14 protein-coding genes and 2 pseudogenes are annotated in these 18843 nt (G+C 57.7%); 11 read left to right on the top strand and 5 right to left on the bottom strand.

All coding sequences use genetic code 11. The features are described from left to right. Window position 1 precedes the first annotated feature (1 nt). Window positions 2-454 (bottom strand): MarR family winged helix-turn-helix transcriptional regulator, encoded by a 453-nt coding sequence (locus FKP33_RS22345; RefSeq protein ID WP_230876201.1) that lies wholly within the window; start codon window positions 452-454, stop codon window positions 2-4. 116 nt (window positions 455-570) lie between these two features. After that, window positions 571-1074, bottom strand: a complete 504-nt coding sequence (locus FKP33_RS22340; protein WP_127608764.1) for an HPP family protein — start codon at window positions 1072-1074, stop codon at window positions 571-573. 140 nt (window positions 1075-1214) lie between these two features. Here FKP33_RS22340 and FKP33_RS22335 point away from each other — a divergent pair, with 140 nt between their 5' ends. From FKP33_RS22335 to FKP33_RS22295, 10 genes and pseudogenes are all read left to right on the top strand, one after another. After that, window positions 1215-2129, top strand: a complete 915-nt coding sequence (locus FKP33_RS22335) for a LysR family transcriptional regulator (protein ID WP_258313528.1) — start codon at window positions 1215-1217, stop codon at window positions 2127-2129. A gap of 79 nt (window positions 2130-2208) precedes the next feature. Beyond that, a pseudogene (uptA, locus tag FKP33_RS27850) lies at window positions 2209-2829 on the top strand (undecaprenyl phosphate transporter UptA); the annotation flags it as partial. A gap of 48 nt (window positions 2830-2877) precedes the next feature. Beyond that, window positions 2878-3363, top strand: a pseudogene (locus FKP33_RS27845) (nuclease-related domain-containing protein); the annotation flags it as partial. Window positions 3364-3480: 117 nt separating this feature from the next. Beyond that, window positions 3481-4047, top strand: a complete 567-nt coding sequence (locus FKP33_RS22325) for a thioredoxin family protein (protein ID WP_054800338.1) — start codon at window positions 3481-3483, stop codon at window positions 4045-4047. Window positions 4048-4057: 10 nt separating this feature from the next. Then, the gene (locus tag FKP33_RS22320) at window positions 4058-4699 is read left to right on the top strand and encodes an MBL fold metallo-hydrolase (RefSeq protein WP_141336410.1); all 642 of its coding nucleotides are present in this window, start codon (window positions 4058-4060) and stop codon (window positions 4697-4699) included. A 429-nt stretch (window positions 4700-5128) separates the two neighbouring features. Continuing rightward, window positions 5129-5392, top strand: coding sequence for a hypothetical protein (locus tag FKP33_RS22315; protein ID WP_141336409.1), 264 nt, complete (start codon window positions 5129-5131; stop codon window positions 5390-5392). A 293-nt stretch (window positions 5393-5685) separates the two neighbouring features. Continuing rightward, a complete protein-coding gene (locus tag FKP33_RS22310; protein ID WP_127608761.1) occupies window positions 5686-6858 on the top strand; it encodes a YhgE/Pip domain-containing protein in 1173 nt (390 codons plus the stop codon). 82 nt (window positions 6859-6940) lie between these two features. Beyond that, window positions 6941-7540 (top strand): TetR family transcriptional regulator, encoded by a 600-nt coding sequence (locus tag FKP33_RS22305; protein WP_127608760.1) that lies wholly within the window; start codon window positions 6941-6943, stop codon window positions 7538-7540. Between the two features lie 67 nt (window positions 7541-7607). Then, window positions 7608-7856, top strand: a complete 249-nt coding sequence (locus tag FKP33_RS22300; RefSeq protein WP_155615048.1) for a hypothetical protein — start codon at window positions 7608-7610, stop codon at window positions 7854-7856. Between the two features lie 471 nt (window positions 7857-8327). After that, window positions 8328-14369, top strand: a complete 6042-nt coding sequence (locus FKP33_RS22295; protein ID WP_141336408.1) for an alpha-amylase family glycosyl hydrolase — start codon at window positions 8328-8330, stop codon at window positions 14367-14369. Window positions 14370-14500: 131 nt separating this feature from the next. Here the strand turns inward: FKP33_RS22295 and FKP33_RS22290 are convergent, their stop codons facing one another. The 3 genes from FKP33_RS22290 to FKP33_RS22280 form a co-directional block, all read right to left on the bottom strand. Continuing rightward, a complete protein-coding gene (locus FKP33_RS22290; RefSeq protein ID WP_141336407.1) occupies window positions 14501-15898 on the bottom strand; it encodes an ABC transporter substrate-binding protein in 1398 nt (465 codons plus the stop codon). A gap of 93 nt (window positions 15899-15991) precedes the next feature. Further along, window positions 15992-16816, bottom strand: a complete 825-nt coding sequence (locus FKP33_RS22285; RefSeq protein ID WP_054798304.1) for a carbohydrate ABC transporter permease — start codon at window positions 16814-16816, stop codon at window positions 15992-15994. After that, window positions 16813-17775: a carbohydrate ABC transporter permease gene (locus tag FKP33_RS22280; RefSeq protein ID WP_141336406.1), complete on the bottom strand. Its 963-nt coding sequence runs from the start codon at window positions 17773-17775 to the stop codon at window positions 16813-16815. Before FKP33_RS22280 ends, FKP33_RS22285 begins: the two co-directional genes overlap by 4 nt. Window positions 17776-18047: 272 nt before the next feature. On the opposite strand from FKP33_RS22280, the gene FKP33_RS22275 reads away from it, so the two are divergent. After that, window positions 18048-18843, top strand: a 796-nt coding sequence (locus FKP33_RS22275; protein WP_141336405.1) for a serine/threonine-protein kinase, incomplete at its 3' end; no start/stop codon positions are given.

Here is an 18843-nt window from a genome sequence, read left to right as displayed (position 1 = left end):
GTTAGGCCTCCTGTTGTTGATGCAGCGCGTCAAGCTGTCGATGCAGCTGCAGGTGCGTTTCGCGGAACCGGGCAAGCTCTTCGGCATCAAGGCCGGCAAAAATTTCCGCCAGCGTCGCTTTCTCGAGCGGCAGCAGCACGTCAAGTCGTTCCCGGCCGAGCGGGGTCAAATAGACGAGGAACGACCGGCGGTCCGCTGCGCTCATTTCTTTATGGACAAGCCCCTTGCGAATGAGGCAGTCGAGAATGCGGGCCGTCGTCGGCTGATCTTTCACCGTGCGCGCGGCGATTTCCTTCTGGCTGATCCCGTCCTGCTCAGCCAACCGGCAAAGCACCGAAAACTGTTCCGTCGTAATGTCGTATTCTTTAAACCGCGCGGCGAGGATGCCGACCATCTTGCGGTACGTTTGCCCGATCAAAAAGCCCATCGACAGAGTCGGATTCTCAGATGACAAAGCTGTACACCTCCTCCCATATAAATAATTGCTATGACAATTATATGTGCAACAATCGAAAATGTAAATAGCCCTGCTTCCCGAAGGCGAAGCAGGGCTATTCGCGCGGTGCGCCGTTACCGCCACCGCTGCGGATACGGCCGCCGCAGGAGGCGGTGAAACGCCCAGGCAACGGCGACGATCAGCGCGGACCCGAGCAAAGCGGGGGTCCAGAGGAAGCTCCATGCGGCGCCTCCCAGCATGACGACGAGCGGATCGGCGCCGGCGGGCGGGTGCAGCGTCCGGGTCAGCTGCATCAGCGTGATGGCAAGTCCGACGCCGAGCGCGGCCGACCAGGCGTGGAAACCGACCGTATGCTGCAGCGCCAGCCCGATCGCGGTGCTGAGCAGGTGACCGCCGACGATGCTGCGCGGCTGCGCCAAGGGGCTGCCCGGCAGTGCGAAAGCGAGCACGCACGAAGCGCCAAGCGGCGCCATCAGCAGCAGAGCGCCGCTCCATGCGCCGAGTTGTACGATGGCGAAGATGGCGGCGAAAGCGCCGAGGCCTGGCGCGAGGAAGGCGAGCGCTCGACGCAAGGGCGAGCTTTTGGAAGTGGAAGCGTCAGAGGCAGAGGTAGTCATGCAGCAGGCTCCTTTACGAATCGAGTCGGATAGGTTTGAAACGATGATACGTTTATGCTAGCATGAGACAGATGGATTTGAATAACGAATGATTATGATATCAGGTATTCGTAAATTCGATGGATAAACGAGGTGGGAGGATGTTGCTGGACCGGTTGGAGGGGCGTTTTTTTCGCACGTTTATCGCGGTGTTGGAGGAGCGCAGTATAAGTAAAGCGGCGGCAAGGCTGGGCTATGTACAGTCTACCGTAACGACGCAAGTCCGGCTGCTCGAGGAAAGCGTCGGACAGCGGTTGTTCGATCGGCTTCCCCGCGGGGTCGAACCGACTGAGGCGGGGCGTAAGCTGGAGGCGTATGCGTACCGGTTTTTGCAGCTCGGCGCGGAGCTGGAAGAAGGCTTGGCGGAGCACGGCGAGCCGCACGGCGTCGTACGCTTGCAGGTGTTGGAGTCGTTCGGGGCGTCTTATTTATGGGACGCGCTGCAATCCTTTTTCATCAAGTATCCGCACATCGACGTCCAGATCGCTGCCGGATTTCAGGCGGACACGCTCGAGGCGCTGCGCGACCGTCGCATCGATCTGGGACTCATTCCGGGACTGGGGGAGGAAGGATGGACTGATATGGAGTTTGAACCGGTCGCCCGCGACGAGCTTATCTGGGTGGCCTCGCCGGAACGAGCCGAGCGGATTCGGGCCAAGGGGTGGGGAGGGGCGGCGGACGCCCGGCTGGTCGGGTTCGGCAGCCGCTGCATGTACACGTCCGAGGCGGAGTCGCTATTGAGCGGGGAAGCCGCCCGTGCGATGGGGCGTGCCGAGTTTGCTTCGCTGGACATGATCAAGCAAGCGGTGCGCAGCGGCTGGGGGATCGCTTTCGTTCCCCGTTCCGGGGTGAGTCGGGAGCTGGCCGCCGGGACGCTATCGGCGTGCGCTCCGCTCGGGAAGAAGGAGATTACACACGGGCTCGTGCATCTGAAACAGCGAACGCCGCGTCGTCCCGTGAATTTGCTGCGCGCCCATATCGCGGGCTGCGGTCTGAACAGGCTTATGATAGAATAAGATAGGCTTGAGAGAGACAAGAGCGGCAAGCTAACCTATATTTCGGAAAATCATAGGGAGAGGAAGAGGCTGTGAGGTCATGAGTGAGCTATTGCATAACTTGATTACTACGGCGCTTCATTTTATTGAAGGGCTGGGCGTATGGGGCATTCTGCTCGGACTCGCCCTTGAGGTCATCCCGAGCGAGATTGTGCTCGCCTACGGCGGTTTCCTGGTGTCCCGCGGCCAAGTGTCGCTGGTCGGCGCCATTGTATTCGGCACGATCGGCTGCATGCTGCAGCAATTGATCTTGTATGGGCTCGGACGTTACGGCGGTCGTCCGGTGCTTGACAAATTCGGCAAGTATTTGCATCTGAAGAAAAAACATCTCGATATTGCGGAAAATTGGTTTAACCGATACGGGCCCGGTATGGTCTTCCTGGCGCGCTTCGTGCCGGTGCTGCGTCAAGCGATTTCGATTCCCGCCGGAATGGCGCGGATGCCGGTTTGGAAGTTTCTGTTTTTCACGCTGCTGGGGACCATTCCATGGGCGATTTTGTTTGTCTATTTAGGACAGGCGCTTGGCGACAATTGGGAACAGATCGATGAAGTGGCCGCTCCGTATGTGAAGCCTTCGTTATATGGGGCGATCGCGCTTGCCTTGCTTTATTTTGTTTGGAAATGGCTCATTCGCCGGGCGGCGCGTCGTCGTGAGGGGAGCGGGACGGCTCCGGCTGCACCGGCTAAAGAACTCAGCGATGGAGAGCATGCCACAGCTCATCAATTGAAGTACATCGGAGGCGAATACCGCATCCTTCACGGCCTCCGGGTCAAGGGCGGCGGCTCGCAGCAGCAGATCGGCCACATTGTCATCGGGCCCAACGGCGTCTTTCATATCGAATCGAATCATGCATCGGGCGAGATTCGATTCGACGAGAGCAGTCTCGGCCGGGCGCAAACGAATGCACTTCGCGACGGCACCGGCGAGGCCGGCAGACAAGATCCGACGGTGCATTTGTACCGGCACGAGCGCGTCTTGAAAGAGCTGCTGAAGGAGCATAAGCTGCGTGCGGACGTCGTGGGCATCGTCTGCTTCACCCATCCGGACAGTCAGTTGATCGGCTCAAGTCCCGCCTTTGCGACGTTGAAAGCGGACAGGCTCGTGCAGCATATTAAGACCTATCGCCCGACCCGGACGCTCAGTCCGGCAGACGTCGCTTCCATCGAACGCCTGATTACCGAAAACAGCCGGTAAGAGGCGTTCTCCGGGTTCCCTCGCTCCCAGCGATTTTACGCAGATCATTTGGAGCAAGGGAACTTTTTTTGGTACAATAATCCATAGCAACACCTAATCAAGGAGGATGAAGCCGAGATGAGCAAAAATTTGAGCAGCAAGCTGCGCAAAGGATTGTCGCCCGAGCAGTTTATAAGCGGGATGACGAAAAACCAGGAGAAGTTCAAAGAGTGGTACGACGCGTTCACGTGGGAGAACGAGGCGGACAAAGAGTTTTTCGAATCGCTCAACAACCGTGACGATTTGCACTGCCTGATTTTGGCGGCCGATTGGTGCGGCGACGTTGTACGCAACGTGCCTGCAGTATTCCGCGCGCTTGAAATTTCCGGCATTCCGACCGAGGTGCTGATTAAAGAAGAGCATCCGGACGTGATGGCCGACTTCCTGACGATGGGCGGCGAAGCGATTCCGATCGTCATTTTTACCGATTTCAGCGGGTTCGTGCTCGGCCATTGGGGACCGCGTCCGGCGCACGTGCAAGCGGTTATGAACAAGTTCAAGCAGGAAAACCCGGACCGTGAAGCCCCGGATTATCAAGATAAAATCAAAGTCGCGCGCGAAGAGATGGTCCGCCAGTACGGCGAAGGCACCGGTTACCAGACGGTCATCGTGAAAGAGCTTCGCGAGCTGCTGTCCACGTTCTAAGGCGCCGGCTATGGAACAAAAACCGGTTTTGAAGGTGGAAGCATTCTCGCTTGGACCGCTGCAGACGAATGCCTATCTGCTCACCGTTCCCGGCGTGAACAAGGGCGTCGTCATCGACCCCGGAATGAACCCCGGACCGCTGTTGAAACGGATCGGCGATCTGGAGATCGAGGCGATTCTGCTGACGCACGCCCACTTCGATCATATCGGAGGCGTGGACGAACTGCGGCGCAGCAAAGGCTGTCCGGTCTATCTGCATGATGCGGAGAGCGACTGGCTCACCGATCCGAAGCGGAACGGCTCGGCGCGGTGGCCCGAGCTTGGCGCGCCGATTACGACCGATCCGGCCGAGCACGGGCTTGACGACGGCCAGCGGCTGACGCTGCTGGAAGGAGTTACCTTCCAGGTGTTCCATACGCCGGGCCATTCGCCGGGCAGCGTCAGCTTCCTGTACGGCAACCAGCTGTTCGGTGGCGACGTGCTGTTCAAGCTGTCCGTCGGCCGCACCGATTTGCCGGGCGGCAGTCAGCGCGACCTGATGGATTCGATCCATGGCAAGCTGTTCGATCTGCCGGACGATACGATCGTCTACCCGGGACACGGCCCGAAGACGACGATCGGTTACGAGCGGGAGCATAACCCGTACGTATAGATAAGGCAACAAGAACCCCTTCCTTCGAGGGGTTCTTTTCGGTTTATAAACCGGGGGAGACGAGAGGAGGGGCCGCCTGCCGTTCTGCCGTTCTGCCGCTCTGCCGCTCGCAGCGGTCCGAACAACTGTTGCTGACGAGTTCCGGGGCGCCCGAACCCTCCTGTTTGGCGATGCCGAGGCAAGCGGGCGGTATGCGCCCTTCACGCCGCCCGCCGGTTCCTGCGGTTTGCCCGATTTGGCAGTTTTCGGCGCAGGGCGGGAGTCCAATTTTCCAGACATGGGTGAATACCGTGATCCGCAAACGTGGAAGGCCATAGACTGATGATGTGTTCGAGAGGAACACCTGACTATGACGGTCCGCCCGGACCTGGACCACCGCCTGCATGCATTCACGGCGGCTCCGCCAAATATTACGGAGGTGTTTATCCTATGGAAAAGTATCAACCGTTCGCTATGCCGGCCCCAATGCCAGCTCCAATGCCAGCTCCGATGCCTATGGCCGTTTCTCCGGTCGAAATGCCGGAGCCGATGTACGGCGCTCCGATCAACGTTCATTATGAAGAAGTTAACATTTACGCGCCGAAGAAACACCACCACCATCATCATCACGGAGGCCTGTGGCCGTCTACCACGATCATCCTGGTGCTGTACATCCTGCTCGTCATCGTTCTCCGCAGCTCGTTCCGCGGTTGACCCCGCCGGCTGACGGCGGTTTGGCCTTAAGAGCGGCCTGCTGCTGAAGCCAAGGTCACAAGGCTCCCTGCGTTAGATCTTCGGGGAGCCTTGCGGAAGGCCTTGGCCGATAGGTCCGGGTTCTATCTATGCCCTTCCATGAACGCCTTCCCCTTATGCCTGTTTTGCCCCCAGGAAAAAGCTTGAAAACATCGTTGACAAAGAAATTTCTCCCGCCTATAATTTAAACAAACGTTTAATTTAAACAAATGTTTAAGTTAAACATCCTATACATAGATAAGGGAGAGATTGTCATGCTGCAAGCGTTACAAGCTTATTTTAAAAAGCCCGCAACCGTCATCGGTATTGCTACTGCCATGATGTTCCAAATCATTTTCAGCCTGATTTGGATGACTGGATACAACGGAGTAACCGATAACGTCAACCAGTTGAAAATTGCTGTCGTCAACGAAGACCCCGCAATGGGGGCCAACATTGTCGAACAGCTTGCCGGCAGCCTGCCTTTCCAGCTCGTGAAAGAGAGTTCGCTCGACCAAGCCCAAGACAAGCTGAACGAGCGTGAAGTGCAGATGGTGCTTCACCTGCCCGCCGACCTCTCCAAGCAGCTGCAGGCGCAAGGACAGCAGGCCGAAATCCGGTACGTCATTAACGAATCGAATCCTGCGTTGATCAAAAGCATGATGCAAAGCGTAGCATCCGGCGTAACCGCCGCCGTTAATAAAGAAGCGACGGTCGCAGGCGCGGAAGCGGTGTTGAAGCAGGCGAAAGTTCCGGCACCGCAAGCGCAGGCAATCGCTCAAGGCATTACCGATAAAGTGAAGTCGAACATTGCCTATACGAACACGGTTCAAGGCATGAACAACCAAATGGTGCCGATGATGATGGTGCTCGCGTCTTTCGTTGGCGCCATGATTATGGGGATGAACGTGCAGCAGGCCACGATGCAGCTCGGGCCGGACTTTTCCCGATGGAGCAAATTCGGCGCGCGCGTCGTGATTAACCTCGCATCCTCCGTCGTTATTGCCTTGATCGGCACGTCCCTGGTTGTCGCGATGGGCGGGCAGCACGCCGGCGGATTTGTTTCCGTATGGCTGTTTCAGGCGCTGTTTCTCATGACGTTCATGTTCTTCTCGCAGATGTTCCTGATCATTTTCGGGATGGCCGGCATGTTGTTTAATATCGCGATGTTATCCGTGCAGCTCGTATCGTCCGGCGCCATGGTGCCGCGAGAATTGCTCGGAAGCTTCTATCACAGCTTCAGCCAGTACTTGCCGGCGACCTATGCGGTGGAGGGCGGCATGAACTTGCTGTTCGGCGGTCCGAGCGCGGCCGGGGATGCGGGAGCGCTTGCCTGCATTCTCCTCGTGTGCGCCGCGGCCGGCTTGCTTGCCACCGGCTTGCGTAAAGAAAGCAACAAGCCGAACGAGGCGGCTGTAAAGACCGGCGAACCGGTTCCCGCTCGCTAAGGATACCGCTTCAGGCCTTGCGATTCGTGTCCATTCGTTCCATAATGAAGAAACAACTGTCCCCAGAGAAGGAGAATGCGGCATGGCTGCAGCCGAATCCGAAATGAAAATGCGTATCCTGCTCGCCGCCAAAAAGCTGTTTGCCAAACAGGGCTTTGACGGCACGAGCGTTAGACAAATATGCGAGGAAGCCGGTGCGAACGTCGCGCTCGTCTCGTATTATTTCGGCGGGAAGGAGAACGTGTTTCGGGCGCTGTTCGAGAACTTTTTTCCCGGCCAACGGATGTCGGAATACGAGACGCTGTTGAAAGATCCCGTGGAAGGGCTTCGGCTGCTCGTCACCGAGGTGATCATGTTCGGCATGGAGGATATCGAGTTCAGCACGATTTTACAGCAGGAGCTGGAGATGCGCTCGGCGCGCACCGAGATCGTGACTTCCTTCACGGCGCCGATTTGGCGTAAAGCGCGCGAGCTGCTGGAGCAAGGCCGTGCGCAGGGCGTCTTTCAGTTCGATTCGTTGGACCATGCCTGGATGTTCGTCATGGGAGCGGCGTTAGCTCATAAAAAAATTATCAACTACGCCTCCATGCTGTCGGAAAGCGAACTCGATCCGGAACAGACGGCCAGTCAGACGGTCAAATACATTTTCGCGGCGTTTCGCCCCAGCGGGACATCCGCCTAAGCCAAACCGGGCTTTTACCGCATAAGATACAGCATCCGACAATCCGAATAAGCGAAGGGTGATGGATATGGTGAGCAGGTTGCCGGGCTTAATCCGGAACGTGAACGAAGGATTGGATGAACTGCTGGTTGCGATGGATAAAGTCCATACGATCTGGCAATCGGCCGAGCAGATGTCCCCGGTCTTCAAGCAGCTGGCTAACGTGGTGGCCGACGTTCAAGCGGCCGTCGCCAGACCGAAGCAGAAGGCGGTACGACTAAGCCGTACGAATGGACGTAAGCGTCGAAGCGGCCGTTCCCGCGTGCCGCGGTATTAACACGTAGTAAGGCATTGGCGCGATAGCGGCAGATGGATAAGGAGATGGGCGTTTGCCCATCTCCTTATTTTTGTGCCCGTAGAACGGCAGCGCGCCAAAGAGGTGAGTACATCAACATTTTCACCCCAAACGATCAATTTTTTCCGCTTACGGCGCATGAAGCGAAGTGTTAAGATGAAAATAAAACCCAATATTTGGGATATTGAGCAAACGTTTACATCATGTTGTATGCGCATACCAAATCTCGCGTTTGCACGGGTTCTGAACCCTTTAATGCTTGTCGGTTATGCGCCAAAGGGGCCATTAACGCCCTTCTTTCCCGCCACGCTTCGATCCTGCTGCGAAAGGACCGGAAGCGGGTTGCGTGTACGGCCCGCCCGATCGGACAAGAAGACCCGCACCAACCGGTATCTACGCGGTTAGCCATGCCGCGCCTGGATATAAACGTACATAAAGGAGGTTCATGAAGTCATGTCATTCCTGCAAAGCAATCGCAGCCTGAGAGGGGTTGCCGTCCTGACGATCGCGCTTATGCTGTTTCAGGCGCTGTTCGGACTGACGGTCGGTCCAGCGAGGGCGGCAGCAGCCATTACCGCCGACGAGCTGACGGATCAGCCGGGAGGGACGACGAAGTGGGTGGTCGTCGGAAGCTTCCAGGGCTGGTCGAACGATTCGGCAGAGACTCGGATGAAACATTTGGTAGGGGACTTCTACCAGTATTCCCGCGTGTTCGAAGCAGGCAGCTACGAATTCAAGCTGGTGCGAAGCGGCACCTGGGACGGATTCAGCCACAACGGCAACAATTTTTCCTTCTCGCTTGCCGAGACGACGAAGGTTAACTTTTACATCAACGAAGCCATCGGCGAGGCTCGCATTTCGCTGCCGGACGTGCAGGGGCTGACGCAGTATGTGCCTGCGCTCTCACAAGCCCAGTGGCCGAGGCTGGTGGGCAATCTGCAAACGCTGTGGGGCGAGAGCGAGTGGTCTCCAAGCGAGGCGAAGCAATTTTTCGTCGATTATAACTTTAACGGCACCGTGTACAAGCTCCAACGCACGTTCCCGGCCGGTTCGTACGAAGCCAAAGTTAATTTCAGCGACAGCTGGAACGGCAACGATTACGGCGCTAACGGCCAAAATGTTAAACTCGTCACGATCGACCCGGCGGAGGTCACCTTCACGATCGACTATGCTGCGGCGAATAAAACGCTGACGCACGATTACGTGCCCAAGGAAGGCACTTTCGACGGCGACATCCAGAAGGATCAGCTCGCCTTCGACAGCCGCTCGGTTACTTACAAAAAGCCGTTCGGCGCCATTGCCGCCGGCGAGCAGGACGTGACGCTGCGGATGGCCGCCAAGCGCGATGACGTGCAGACGGCGAAAGCCGAGCTGACCGCGCCCGACGGGCTCTCGACCTCGTATGCGATGCGGCGGGTGACAAGCGTTGAAGACAAGGACTATTTTGAAATCACCGTTCCGAAAAGCGCTTTCGCCGGTAAAATCGGAATCTGGGGTTATAAGTTCATTCTTATCGACGGTTCGACCAAAACGGAGTATGGCGACGACGGCAGCCGCGGCGGAGCCGGTGCGGTCAGCGACGAAGGCGCAATCCCTTACGACTTGACCGTTTACGATCCGCATTACCGCACGCCGGATTGGATCAAGCATGCGGTCGTCTATCAAATTTTCCCGGACCGTTTCTTTGACGGGAGCGAGGCGAACAACCGGGCGAAGCTGCTGGACGGCGCGCGCGGAGCGAACCGTCCGGAGTATGCGACGAGCAAGAACGGCCAGAAGCTGCAGTACTTCGACGGCGGCGTGGGCAGCGATCCGGCGGCCGATCAAGTATGGGGCGAGTGGTCCGACATGCCGGAAAATCCGGACCGCCTCAAGCCGGAGAACGCGCCTTACTATCCGGACGCGAGGTCCGACGGCGCGTGGACGAATGAATTTTACGGCGGCGACATTCAAGGCATCCTGCAGAAGCTTCAATACTTAAAGTCGCTCGGCATTACGGCGGTGTACTTGAACCCGGTCGCTTGGGCCGCATCCAACCATAAATACGATGCCACCGATTATAAGCACCTCGATCCGATGTTCGGGGAGCCGGTATACCTTATACCGGGTGATCCGAAGTCCGGGCTCGATTATGTGAAGACGCGCGAAGCGTCCGATCAGGTGTTTCAAAACTTTACGAAAGCGGCCCGCGAGGCCGGCATTAAAGTCATCAACGACGGCGTGTTTAACCATGTCGGCGACGATTCGATTTATTTCGACAGGTATGAGAAATACCCGGAGATCGGGGCCTACGAATATTGGGCGAAGGTGTACGACAAGATGAACGGCGAAGGGAAAGCGCGGGCCGACGCGGAAGCGGAGGTGCGGGCTTCCTTCACAAGCCGCATCAATCCGATGACCGGCGCGAACTACAGCTGGCCGGACGATTTCCGGTACGTCAGCTGGTTTACCGTCTTGAACGAGAAAGTGAAAAACCGGGATGACGACGGGCTTCACTATAAATATGACGCTTGGTGGGGCTACGACTCGCTGCCGGTTATGGATGCGAAAGAGCCGCAAACGACGCCTACGGAGTATTTGCCGGCGGATACGTTGTCCATTCCGGGACAGCATGAGTGGAATAACATCGATTACCGCGATCATGTGATCGGGTACGATCTTACCGGGCGTTCCGATGCGTCCGCACAGCAGCAGATGCAGGCCGTCGGCTCGCAGCGCTGGCTGTGGATGGGGACGACAGGCTGGCGGCTGGACGTAGCCCCGGACGTATCCGGAGGCACGTGGGCGAAGTTCCGCCAGGCGGTTAAATCCACCGCCGGACGCACGGACGCGAATGGCAGCAAGATCGAAGATCCCGTGCTGATCGGCGAAGAGTGGGGCGTGGCGACGCGTTATTTGCTGGGCGACCAGTTCGACTCGGTGATGAATTACCGGTTCCGCGGAGCGATCCAAAACTTCATCGCTTCCGGTAACGCGGACAATTTGAATCAGGCTTTGGAGTCGATTCGAGAGGATTACCCGCGGGAAGCGTGGCAGGCGATGATGAACCTTGTGGGCTCGCATGACACGACGCGCTCGATTACGAAGTACGACCATCCGGAGTGGGAGGAGGAGCACCTGGCGATGGCGCCGGAAGCGAGCGCTAACGCGTTGAAGCAGCAGGGGCTGACCGCTATTTTCCAGATGGGCTATCCAGGGGCTCCGACGATCTATTACGGCGACGAGGTTGGCGTAACGGGGACGAAGGACCCGGATTCCCGCCGGGCGTTCCCTTGGGAACGCGTGACGGCCGAGGGAGACGGCGGTTTTAAGGGCAATGGAGCGTACCAGGAGCTGTTCGGGATCTATCAAAAGGCGGCGCAGATCCGAAACAGCGAATCCGTCTTCCGCACCGGCGAAATCATGGCGGCTTACGCCAAGGACGATGTGATCGCTTATGCCCGCAAAAATGAAGCGAAAGGCGCGATGCTGGTCATCAACCGCAGCCATGCGGAACGCACGATCGAGGCCGACGTGGCCGGGTTTCTGCCGAACGGATTGGTCCTGAGCGACCGCCTGCACGGTCAAGTGGAGAGCACGGTGACCGGCGGGAAGCTGACGCTCACGATTCCGGCCCAAACCGGCCTGATGATGGTGTCGACGGTTAATCTGCGAACGGTGCCGCAGGTAACCGGCGTGACGGCGCAAGGGCAAGACGGACGCGTCGAAATCGGGTGGTCGGCGGTGCCGGGCGCTGAAAGCTACCAAGTGTATCGCGCCGCCATCGAGGGCGGATCGCTCACCATGGTCGGCACGGCGAACGGACTCGCGTATACCGACGTGAACGTTACCAATGGGACCAAATATTACTACGCGGTGACCGCGAAGATCGGCGCCGGCGAAAGCTTCCTAAGCGAAATGTCGGCCGCCACGCCGGCTTACACGATTACGGGCGTCGATACGCCGTCTGCGGTGACGAATGCGGTGTATCTTGGCGTCGGGAAGACGACCGGTAAAATTACGGTTGATCTGAGCGTCAGCGGTCTCACCGATAATCCGGTATACGCCGGCAAAGAGGCGCCGAACTTGATTGCGCGGCTCGGCTATTACAAGGACGGCGCCGATCCGGCGGACGCTCTGGAGACAAAGCTCCGTTACGAAGCCGATAACGGCGGCGCGAAGACGTATTGGGCGTCGTTCGAACCGACGGAATCCGGGGAATACCGTTATTTTGCGAAAGCTTCGACCGATAACGGGGAACGCTTTACCGTTTCGCCTACGGTGACGCTGCAGGTTTATGCCGATCCATACGACGTCGTGCCGCCGTCGGCGCCGGTATTGGCTGACTTCACGGTGGAGTCGAACCGGGCGCATGTGAAATGGACGGCTTCGGATGCGACGGCGGCGGGTTACGAGGTGTACCGGAAGTCCGTGACGGATGCGGTTTACCGGAAGATCGCGACGCTGGATGCGGCAGCGACGAGCTACATCGATTATACGGTCAGCAACGATACGGCGTATACGTATCAAGTGGCTGCTTACGATTTGGCTTACAATCGGGCGTTCTCCGCCGAAAAATCGGTCACCCCGCGCTTGGTCATGGTGGATGTGACGCTGCGTTTGCAAATACCGGGCTACACGCCGACGAGCGACGATATTTATTTGGCGGGCAGCTTGAACGGATGGAATGCCAGCGGCACGAAGCTGCAGGTGCCGAGCGGAGCGACGGACCGCAATGTCGTTGAATATTCGTTCAAAATGATGGCCGGCAAAACGATCGAGTACAAATATACGCGCGGCTCCTGGGATACCGAGGCGTTTACGAGCCACAGCCGTGTGGCGAACGATACGTCCGATTACGGCAACTGGGCGTACAGCTCCACCGATACGAACATGAAGCTGACCATTGCGAATCAGGGCGATAATCGAATGACCGTCAACGACTACGTCCTGCGCTGGGTCGATATGCCGATGATGATTTCGATGCCGCGCATATCGTACGGGGACGATATCGTATTCTCGACGGCGGAAGAGAACGTGAAGCTGAAGGCGGTCGTACCTTATGGGGTGGCTTTCACGATTAACGATCAACCGATTGAGCAGGGGGCGATGGATGCCTACGGGAACGTGGAAATTCCGGCGCTTGCGCTGAAGCAGGGCTTGAATGAGTTCGTGCTGCACATCGAGCCGACAGAAGCGACGCTCAATCTGCCTTGGTATACGGACAAAGGGCGTAAAAGCCAGGCGACGAAAACGATCAACATGAAGGTGACGCGTACGTCGGGAACGACACCGGGGCCGGGTAACGGCGGACAAAACCCCGATACAGGCGATGACGATGGAGGAACCGGCGGGGCCGTTAGCGGTAGTGTCGGCAGCCCTAACCAACAAGGCGGCGAGCGGAAAGTGGTTGGCGAAGAAGCGCTCCGCGGTGGAACCGATCGGGTAACCGTAGAGCTTGGAGCGAAGCAGAACGAAGTGCTGCTTCCGGCGACAGCGGCCGACGTGGTCGGTACGAAGCTGCTGGAGATCAAGAGCGGGAACGTATCGCTGCTGCTGCCTCCGGCTTTGTTGAAGGAGCTGCAGCGGCTGATTCCGACGACGGAATTAGCGGCGGGCGCGAATATATGGATCCAAGTGAAGGAAGTGGATGCGGCGTCCGCGAATGCGCAGGTCGCACAAGGCGCGTCGGGGTCGGGCGCCGACGTGAAGCTGGCGGGCAAGGTGTACGCTTTCGGGCTGTCAGTGGTGACGAAGGACGGCAAGGCTCTGACCCTCGAACGGTTCGAGCAGCCGGTGACACTGGTGTTCGATGTGGATCCTGCCGCGGATAAGAAGCTTGCCGGGATCTATTACATCGACGATCGGGGCCGTCTCGAGTATATCGGCGGTGCTTGGGAGAACGGACGGCTGAAGGCCGACGCGTACCATTTCAGCAGCTACGCGGTGCTTGAATATGACAAGTCGTTTGACGATTTGAGCGCGGAGCATTGGGCGGCCGGTACGATTCGGGAGCTGGCGGCGAAACATGTGATTGACGGGGTGAGCGATCGTCTGTTTGCTCCGGAACAGCCTGTTACCCGCGCCCAATTTGCAGCCATGCTCGTACGGGCATTAGGAGTAAGCCCCGCCAAAGATGCATCCGCTGTACCGTTTAAGGATGTTGACCGTGCAGCCTGGTACGCTTCGAGCGTAGCTGCCGCCTATAGCCGCGGTCTCGTGAGCGGGCGGGACGAAGCGGCGTTTGAGCCGGACGAACAAATTACGCGGGAAGAGATGGCGGTCATGATCGTCCGCGCTTATGAAGCGACAACGAACGCGAAAGCGCCGGAAGCGGACGCTGGTGAAGCATCGTTCCTGGATGCGAAGCTTATCAGCCCGTGGGCGGCCGCTTCCGTGCAAGCCGGTGCGGCGCTCTCGCTGCTCGCGGGCCGGGCTGACGGCGTGTACGATCCGCAGGGCACGACAACCCGCGCCGAGAGCGCGCAGGCGCTGTGGAATTTACGGAATCGATAGCTGCGATTGCGGCGAGTCGCCTATAGCGAACGAAGCCGTGAGCGGATCAGCAACGGTAGCCCGAATTCAAAAATCCCCCGTCCGAACCTTAGGGCCCGACGGGGGATTTTTGTGCGGTTTCCTATCTAAAGTTACTTGCTCACCGTCTTGTTGTACGTGCCGATCTTGCCGCTGATTTCCTTGGCGGCGCCCTCGAGCGCTTCCTTCGGCTGCTTTTTGCCGTTGAGCGCTTCTTCGATGGCGCCTTCGGTCAATTGGCGGGCTTCCGGGAATACGCCCATGACCGCGCCTTGCGTCGCTAAATTTGCTTTCGTCGCGTGCAGCTGGTCGACGGCCGTTTGGAATTGCGGGTACTTCGTCAGGTTGTCTTTGACGATTTGCTCGTCATACGCTTTTTTCGTAATCGGGAAGTAGCCGGTGTTCACGTGCCAATACGCCTGCTGCTTCGCATCAGCCAAAAATTTGATAAACTCCCAAGCGCCCTGCTGTTCGGCTTCGGAACGGTTGTTCAAAATGTACAGGCTGGCGCCGCCGACGATCACCCCGCCGTCCTTCGCGCCGGACGGCTTCGGCAGGAAGCCGGTGCCGACTTGGAACTTCCCTTCGGCGGAATTGACGATGCCGCGCAAGGAAGCGGTGGAGTCCAGTGTCATCGCAATTTGACCGGCAGCGAACGCTTTTTTCGTATCGTCGGTTTTGCGGCCGAGATTCAGCATCGTTTTGTCGTCGACCATCTGCTTCCACCAGGTAAGCGTCTTGACCCCGGCGTCTCCGGCAAGCAGCGATTCCGTAGCCAGGCTCGTACGTCCGTTGCCGTTGTTCAGCAGCTCTGCGCCTTGGTTCGCGAAGAACTGCTCCATGAACCAGCCGTAGATCGCGAACGATCCGCCCGCTTTGCCGTCCTTCGTCAGCTTCTTCGCCGCATCGGCGAGCTCTTCATACGTGGCCGGCGGTTTCTCCGGATCGAGCCCTGCAGCCTTGAACATATCCTTGTTGTAGTAGAGGATCGGGTTGGACGTGTTGAACGGCATCGAATACAGCTTGCCGTCGACCCGGTAGTAATTCAAGATATTTTCTTCCAGTGAAGAAACGTCATATTTATCTTTATCGATAAAAGTTTGCACAGGAGTAATCGCTTTGGAGTCGATCATGAAGCGGCTGCCGATTTCGTACACTTGGATGAGCGCCGGACCGCTTTTGGAATCCATGGACGCTTTCATTTTGTTCAAGCTTTCATCGTAAGTGCCTTGGAATACCGCTTCGACGACGACGTTTTTCTGTGATGCGTTAAAGTCGGAGACCAGCTTGTCCGCCGCTTTGCCCAGCTCGCCGCCCATCGAATGCCACCAGACGACTTTAACCGGCTGGTTTGTTGGAGCCGCATCCTTCTTTGTGCTATCGGCTGCGGGTTGTTCGGAATTCGTTGCCGTTCCCCCGGAAGGTGCCGTCGTGCCGCCACAAGCCGCCGTCAGCGCCATCATGCCGGACAGCACAAGGGGCAGCGTCGTTTTCGCGTTCAGAAGCTTCATAATGATTGTTTCTCTCCTTTTATAAGCTTTTATATAGAGGACGGGGGTTCGGATGGGAACCCGTCGCGCTATTTCACCGAGATCGTGCGCCTGTCAGCCTTTCAACGCGCCGGCGGTCATCCCGCCGACAAGCTGCTTCAATCCGAGCGCCAGCAGCAGCAGCGAAGGCAGCAGCACCATGACGACACCGGCGAGCACCAGGTTCCACGAGGTCATCTCTTCGAATTGCAGCATGCTGATGCCGATTTGCACCGTGCGTCTTTCCACGCCGTTCGTGACGAGCAGCGGCCATAAGTACATGTTCCAATGCGTTAAAAAGGAGTACACGCCAAGCGTCGCCAGCGCCGGTTTGGACAAGGGAAGCACGAGCATCGCAAAGCTGCGCAGATGGCCGCAGCCGTCGATTTTGGCCGCCTCGAACAATTCCTTGGGCAGTTGAAGGAACCATTGGCGCAGCAGGAACGTGCCGAACGCCGTTGCGAGGAAGGGGACGATCAGCGCTTGATACGTATCGAGCCAGCCCCAGCTTTTGACCGTGAGGTAGTTCGGAATGATCGTCACTTCCCACGGAATCATCATCGTCGATAAGAACAAGGTGAACAGCAGCGCTTTTCCGTAAAAGCGCAAGTACGCGAACGCGTAAGCGGCCAGACTTGCGGTGAGCAGCTGTCCGATCATGATCGCGCTGGAAACGAGAAAGCTGTTGAGAATGAAGCTTCCGACGGGAATAAGCGCCAGGGCTTCTGTGAAATTCGCCAGGTTGAGGCCGCTCGGCAGCAGCCGGGGCGGGTACGCGACCGATTCGGAATCCGTCATCATGGAGGCGGAGAACGTGTACGCGATCGGGAAAATCACAACCGCTGCGGCAGCGGACAACAGCCCGTAGGACAATAGCCGATGAAAGACGCGCTGTATCATTGATAATGCACCTTCTTTTCAAAAAACCTGAATTGGACGACGGTTAAAATTAAAATGATCACAAACAGCACCAGCGCCTGCGCGCTGCCGATCCCGAACCGGAAGTTGACGAACGCATCGCGGTAAATGTTGAATACGATGACGTCCGTGCTGTTCATCGGACCGCCTTTGGTCAGGAGGTGAATTTGACCGAACGATTGAAAAGCACCGATTACAGAGACGATGGCCGTAAAAAATAACGTAGGCGATACAAGCGGCAGGGTAATGCGGACGAAGGTACGAAGCGGACCGGAACCGTCGATTTTCGCGCTGTCGTATATTTCTTCAGGCACGCTCTGCAAACCGCTCAGCAGCACGATGTAGGTGAAGCCGAGGTTCATCCAAACGGTCATGATCGAGACGGAAACCAACGCCCAAGCCGGATCGGACAGCCACCGGACAGGCTCGAGGTCAAGCAGGGTCAGGAAGTAATTCAGCATGCCGAGCGTCGGGTGGTACAGCATCATCCAGATGACGGAGCCCGTGCTGACCGATATCGCGACCGGAAGGGAGAAGACGAAGCGGAACGCCTTTATGCCGCGCAGCTTCTGATGGGAGAGAGCGGCCAGCAGCAGAGCGACCGCGATGCCTGTAGGAACCGTCAGCAAAGTGAAGGAGAGGGTCACCTTCAAGCTTGAGTAAAACAGCTCGGACGAAAACAGTTCTTTGAAGTTGTCCAAGCCGGCAAATGCGGCCACGCGTCCGCGCGGATCGGTTAACTGGAAACTGAGATAGACCGACTTCAGCAAAGGGTAAAACAGAAAAACTGCGAACAGCGCAAGCGAAGGAGCCAGAAAAACGTAGGCGAGCGCATTCTCCTTGAAGGCAAGGGCGCGAGCACTGTGCCGCTTGCTGGCGGCCGATATCGATTGCCGGCGGATCGACCTGCGCATCATCGCATCATTTTCCGATAAAGACATGACGGTACCTCCTAGCGAACTGGTTAGAACGTTCTAAGTATAACGAGCGTGTGTTAACGATAAATCAGAGGGATGTAAATGTTTTATGGAGCAGCGCCAAAGATTTACATGTTCTTAACCAAATTTCGACGGAATTTCAGCTTGCTTTTCTGGGAAATTTATGATAATTTATTAACAAAATCCATATGATGTGTGCGGAAGAACCGCCTGATCCATGCTTTAGCTGCGTGGATGGGGCGGTTTTTTGTCATGGCCCGATAGGAGGTGAAGCCGTGGAGGGACAGCCGCAAGGTTTGACAAAAGGGGACATTTTGGCCGGGAGATATCGAATCGCGTCGGCGATCGGCAGCGGCGGGATGAGCCGTGTGCTGCTGGCCGAGGATTTGAAGCTGACCGGCAAACGTTGGGCGGTCAAGGAGATGTACGCCGGTCTTGAAGGGCCTCGGCGATCTGCGCTCCGTCAGGCGATGCTGCTTGAAGCGGAAACGATGAGCCGGCTTGCGCATCCGAGTCTTCCGGATATCGTCGATGTCGTACCGGTCAATGCAGGCGGATTTCTGTACCTCGTGATGGATTTTATCGAAGGGGAGACGCTGGAGGAGCGGTTCTCCCGGCAAGGCAGCCGGATGGAAGCGGGACAGGTCGTTCAGCTTGCCATGCAGCTGTGCGGTCTGCTCGATTATTTGCACTCGATCCGGCCGGAGCCGGTCATCCACCGCGATCTGAAGCCGTCCAATCTGATGATCGATCCGAGCGGGCGGGTGCGGTTGATCGATTTCGGCACGGCCCGCCGCTACAAGCCCGAGAGGACGGCGGATACGGTGAACCTCGGCACGATAGGGTTCGCCGCGCCGGAGCAGTTCGACGGCCGCCAAAGCGATCCGCGTACCGATTTGTATGGCTTGGGCGCGCTGATGTATTACCTGCTGAGCGGCGGCACTCACTACACGGCGCAGCGGATGCCGGAGCGGAGCTTGCCGGCGGATTTGGCGCCGCTCGTGCTCAAGCTGCTGCGCGCCAGCCCCGCCGAGCGGTACGCGGACGCCCGCGAGACGGAGGCGGCGCTGC

Source organism: Paenibacillus sp. tmac-D7, from assembly GCF_006519665.1.
Classification (GTDB): domain Bacteria; phylum Bacillota; class Bacilli; order Paenibacillales; family NBRC-103111; genus Paenibacillus_G; species Paenibacillus_G validus.
Note: the sequence above shows the minus strand (reverse complement) of the source record. Positions and strands in the feature narration are given on the sequence as shown.

Coding starts and splice junctions, on each gene's coding strand:
- FKP33_RS22340 (WP_127608764.1), bottom strand. CDS start 1,074: ATGACTACCTCTGCCTCTGACGCTTCCACTTCCAAAAGCTCGCCCTTG.
- FKP33_RS22335 (WP_258313528.1), top strand. CDS start 1,215: ATGTTGCTGGACCGGTTGGAGGGGCGTTTTTTTCGCACGTTTATCGCG.
- FKP33_RS22325 (WP_054800338.1), top strand. CDS start 3,481: ATGAGCAAAAATTTGAGCAGCAAGCTGCGCAAAGGATTGTCGCCCGAG.
- FKP33_RS22320 (WP_141336410.1), top strand. CDS start 4,058: ATGGAACAAAAACCGGTTTTGAAGGTGGAAGCATTCTCGCTTGGACCG.
- FKP33_RS22315 (WP_141336409.1), top strand. CDS start 5,129: ATGGAAAAGTATCAACCGTTCGCTATGCCGGCCCCAATGCCAGCTCCA.
- FKP33_RS22310 (WP_127608761.1), top strand. CDS start 5,686: ATGCTGCAAGCGTTACAAGCTTATTTTAAAAAGCCCGCAACCGTCATC.
- FKP33_RS22305 (WP_127608760.1), top strand. CDS start 6,941: ATGGCTGCAGCCGAATCCGAAATGAAAATGCGTATCCTGCTCGCCGCC.
- FKP33_RS22300 (WP_155615048.1), top strand. CDS start 7,608: ATGGTGAGCAGGTTGCCGGGCTTAATCCGGAACGTGAACGAAGGATTG.
- FKP33_RS22295 (WP_141336408.1), top strand. CDS start 8,328: ATGTCATTCCTGCAAAGCAATCGCAGCCTGAGAGGGGTTGCCGTCCTG.
- FKP33_RS22290 (WP_141336407.1), bottom strand. CDS start 15,898: ATGAAGCTTCTGAACGCGAAAACGACGCTGCCCCTTGTGCTGTCCGGC.
- FKP33_RS22285 (WP_054798304.1), bottom strand. CDS start 16,816: ATGATACAGCGCGTCTTTCATCGGCTATTGTCCTACGGGCTGTTGTCC.
- FKP33_RS22280 (WP_141336406.1), bottom strand. CDS start 17,775: ATGTCTTTATCGGAAAATGATGCGATGATGCGCAGGTCGATCCGCCGG.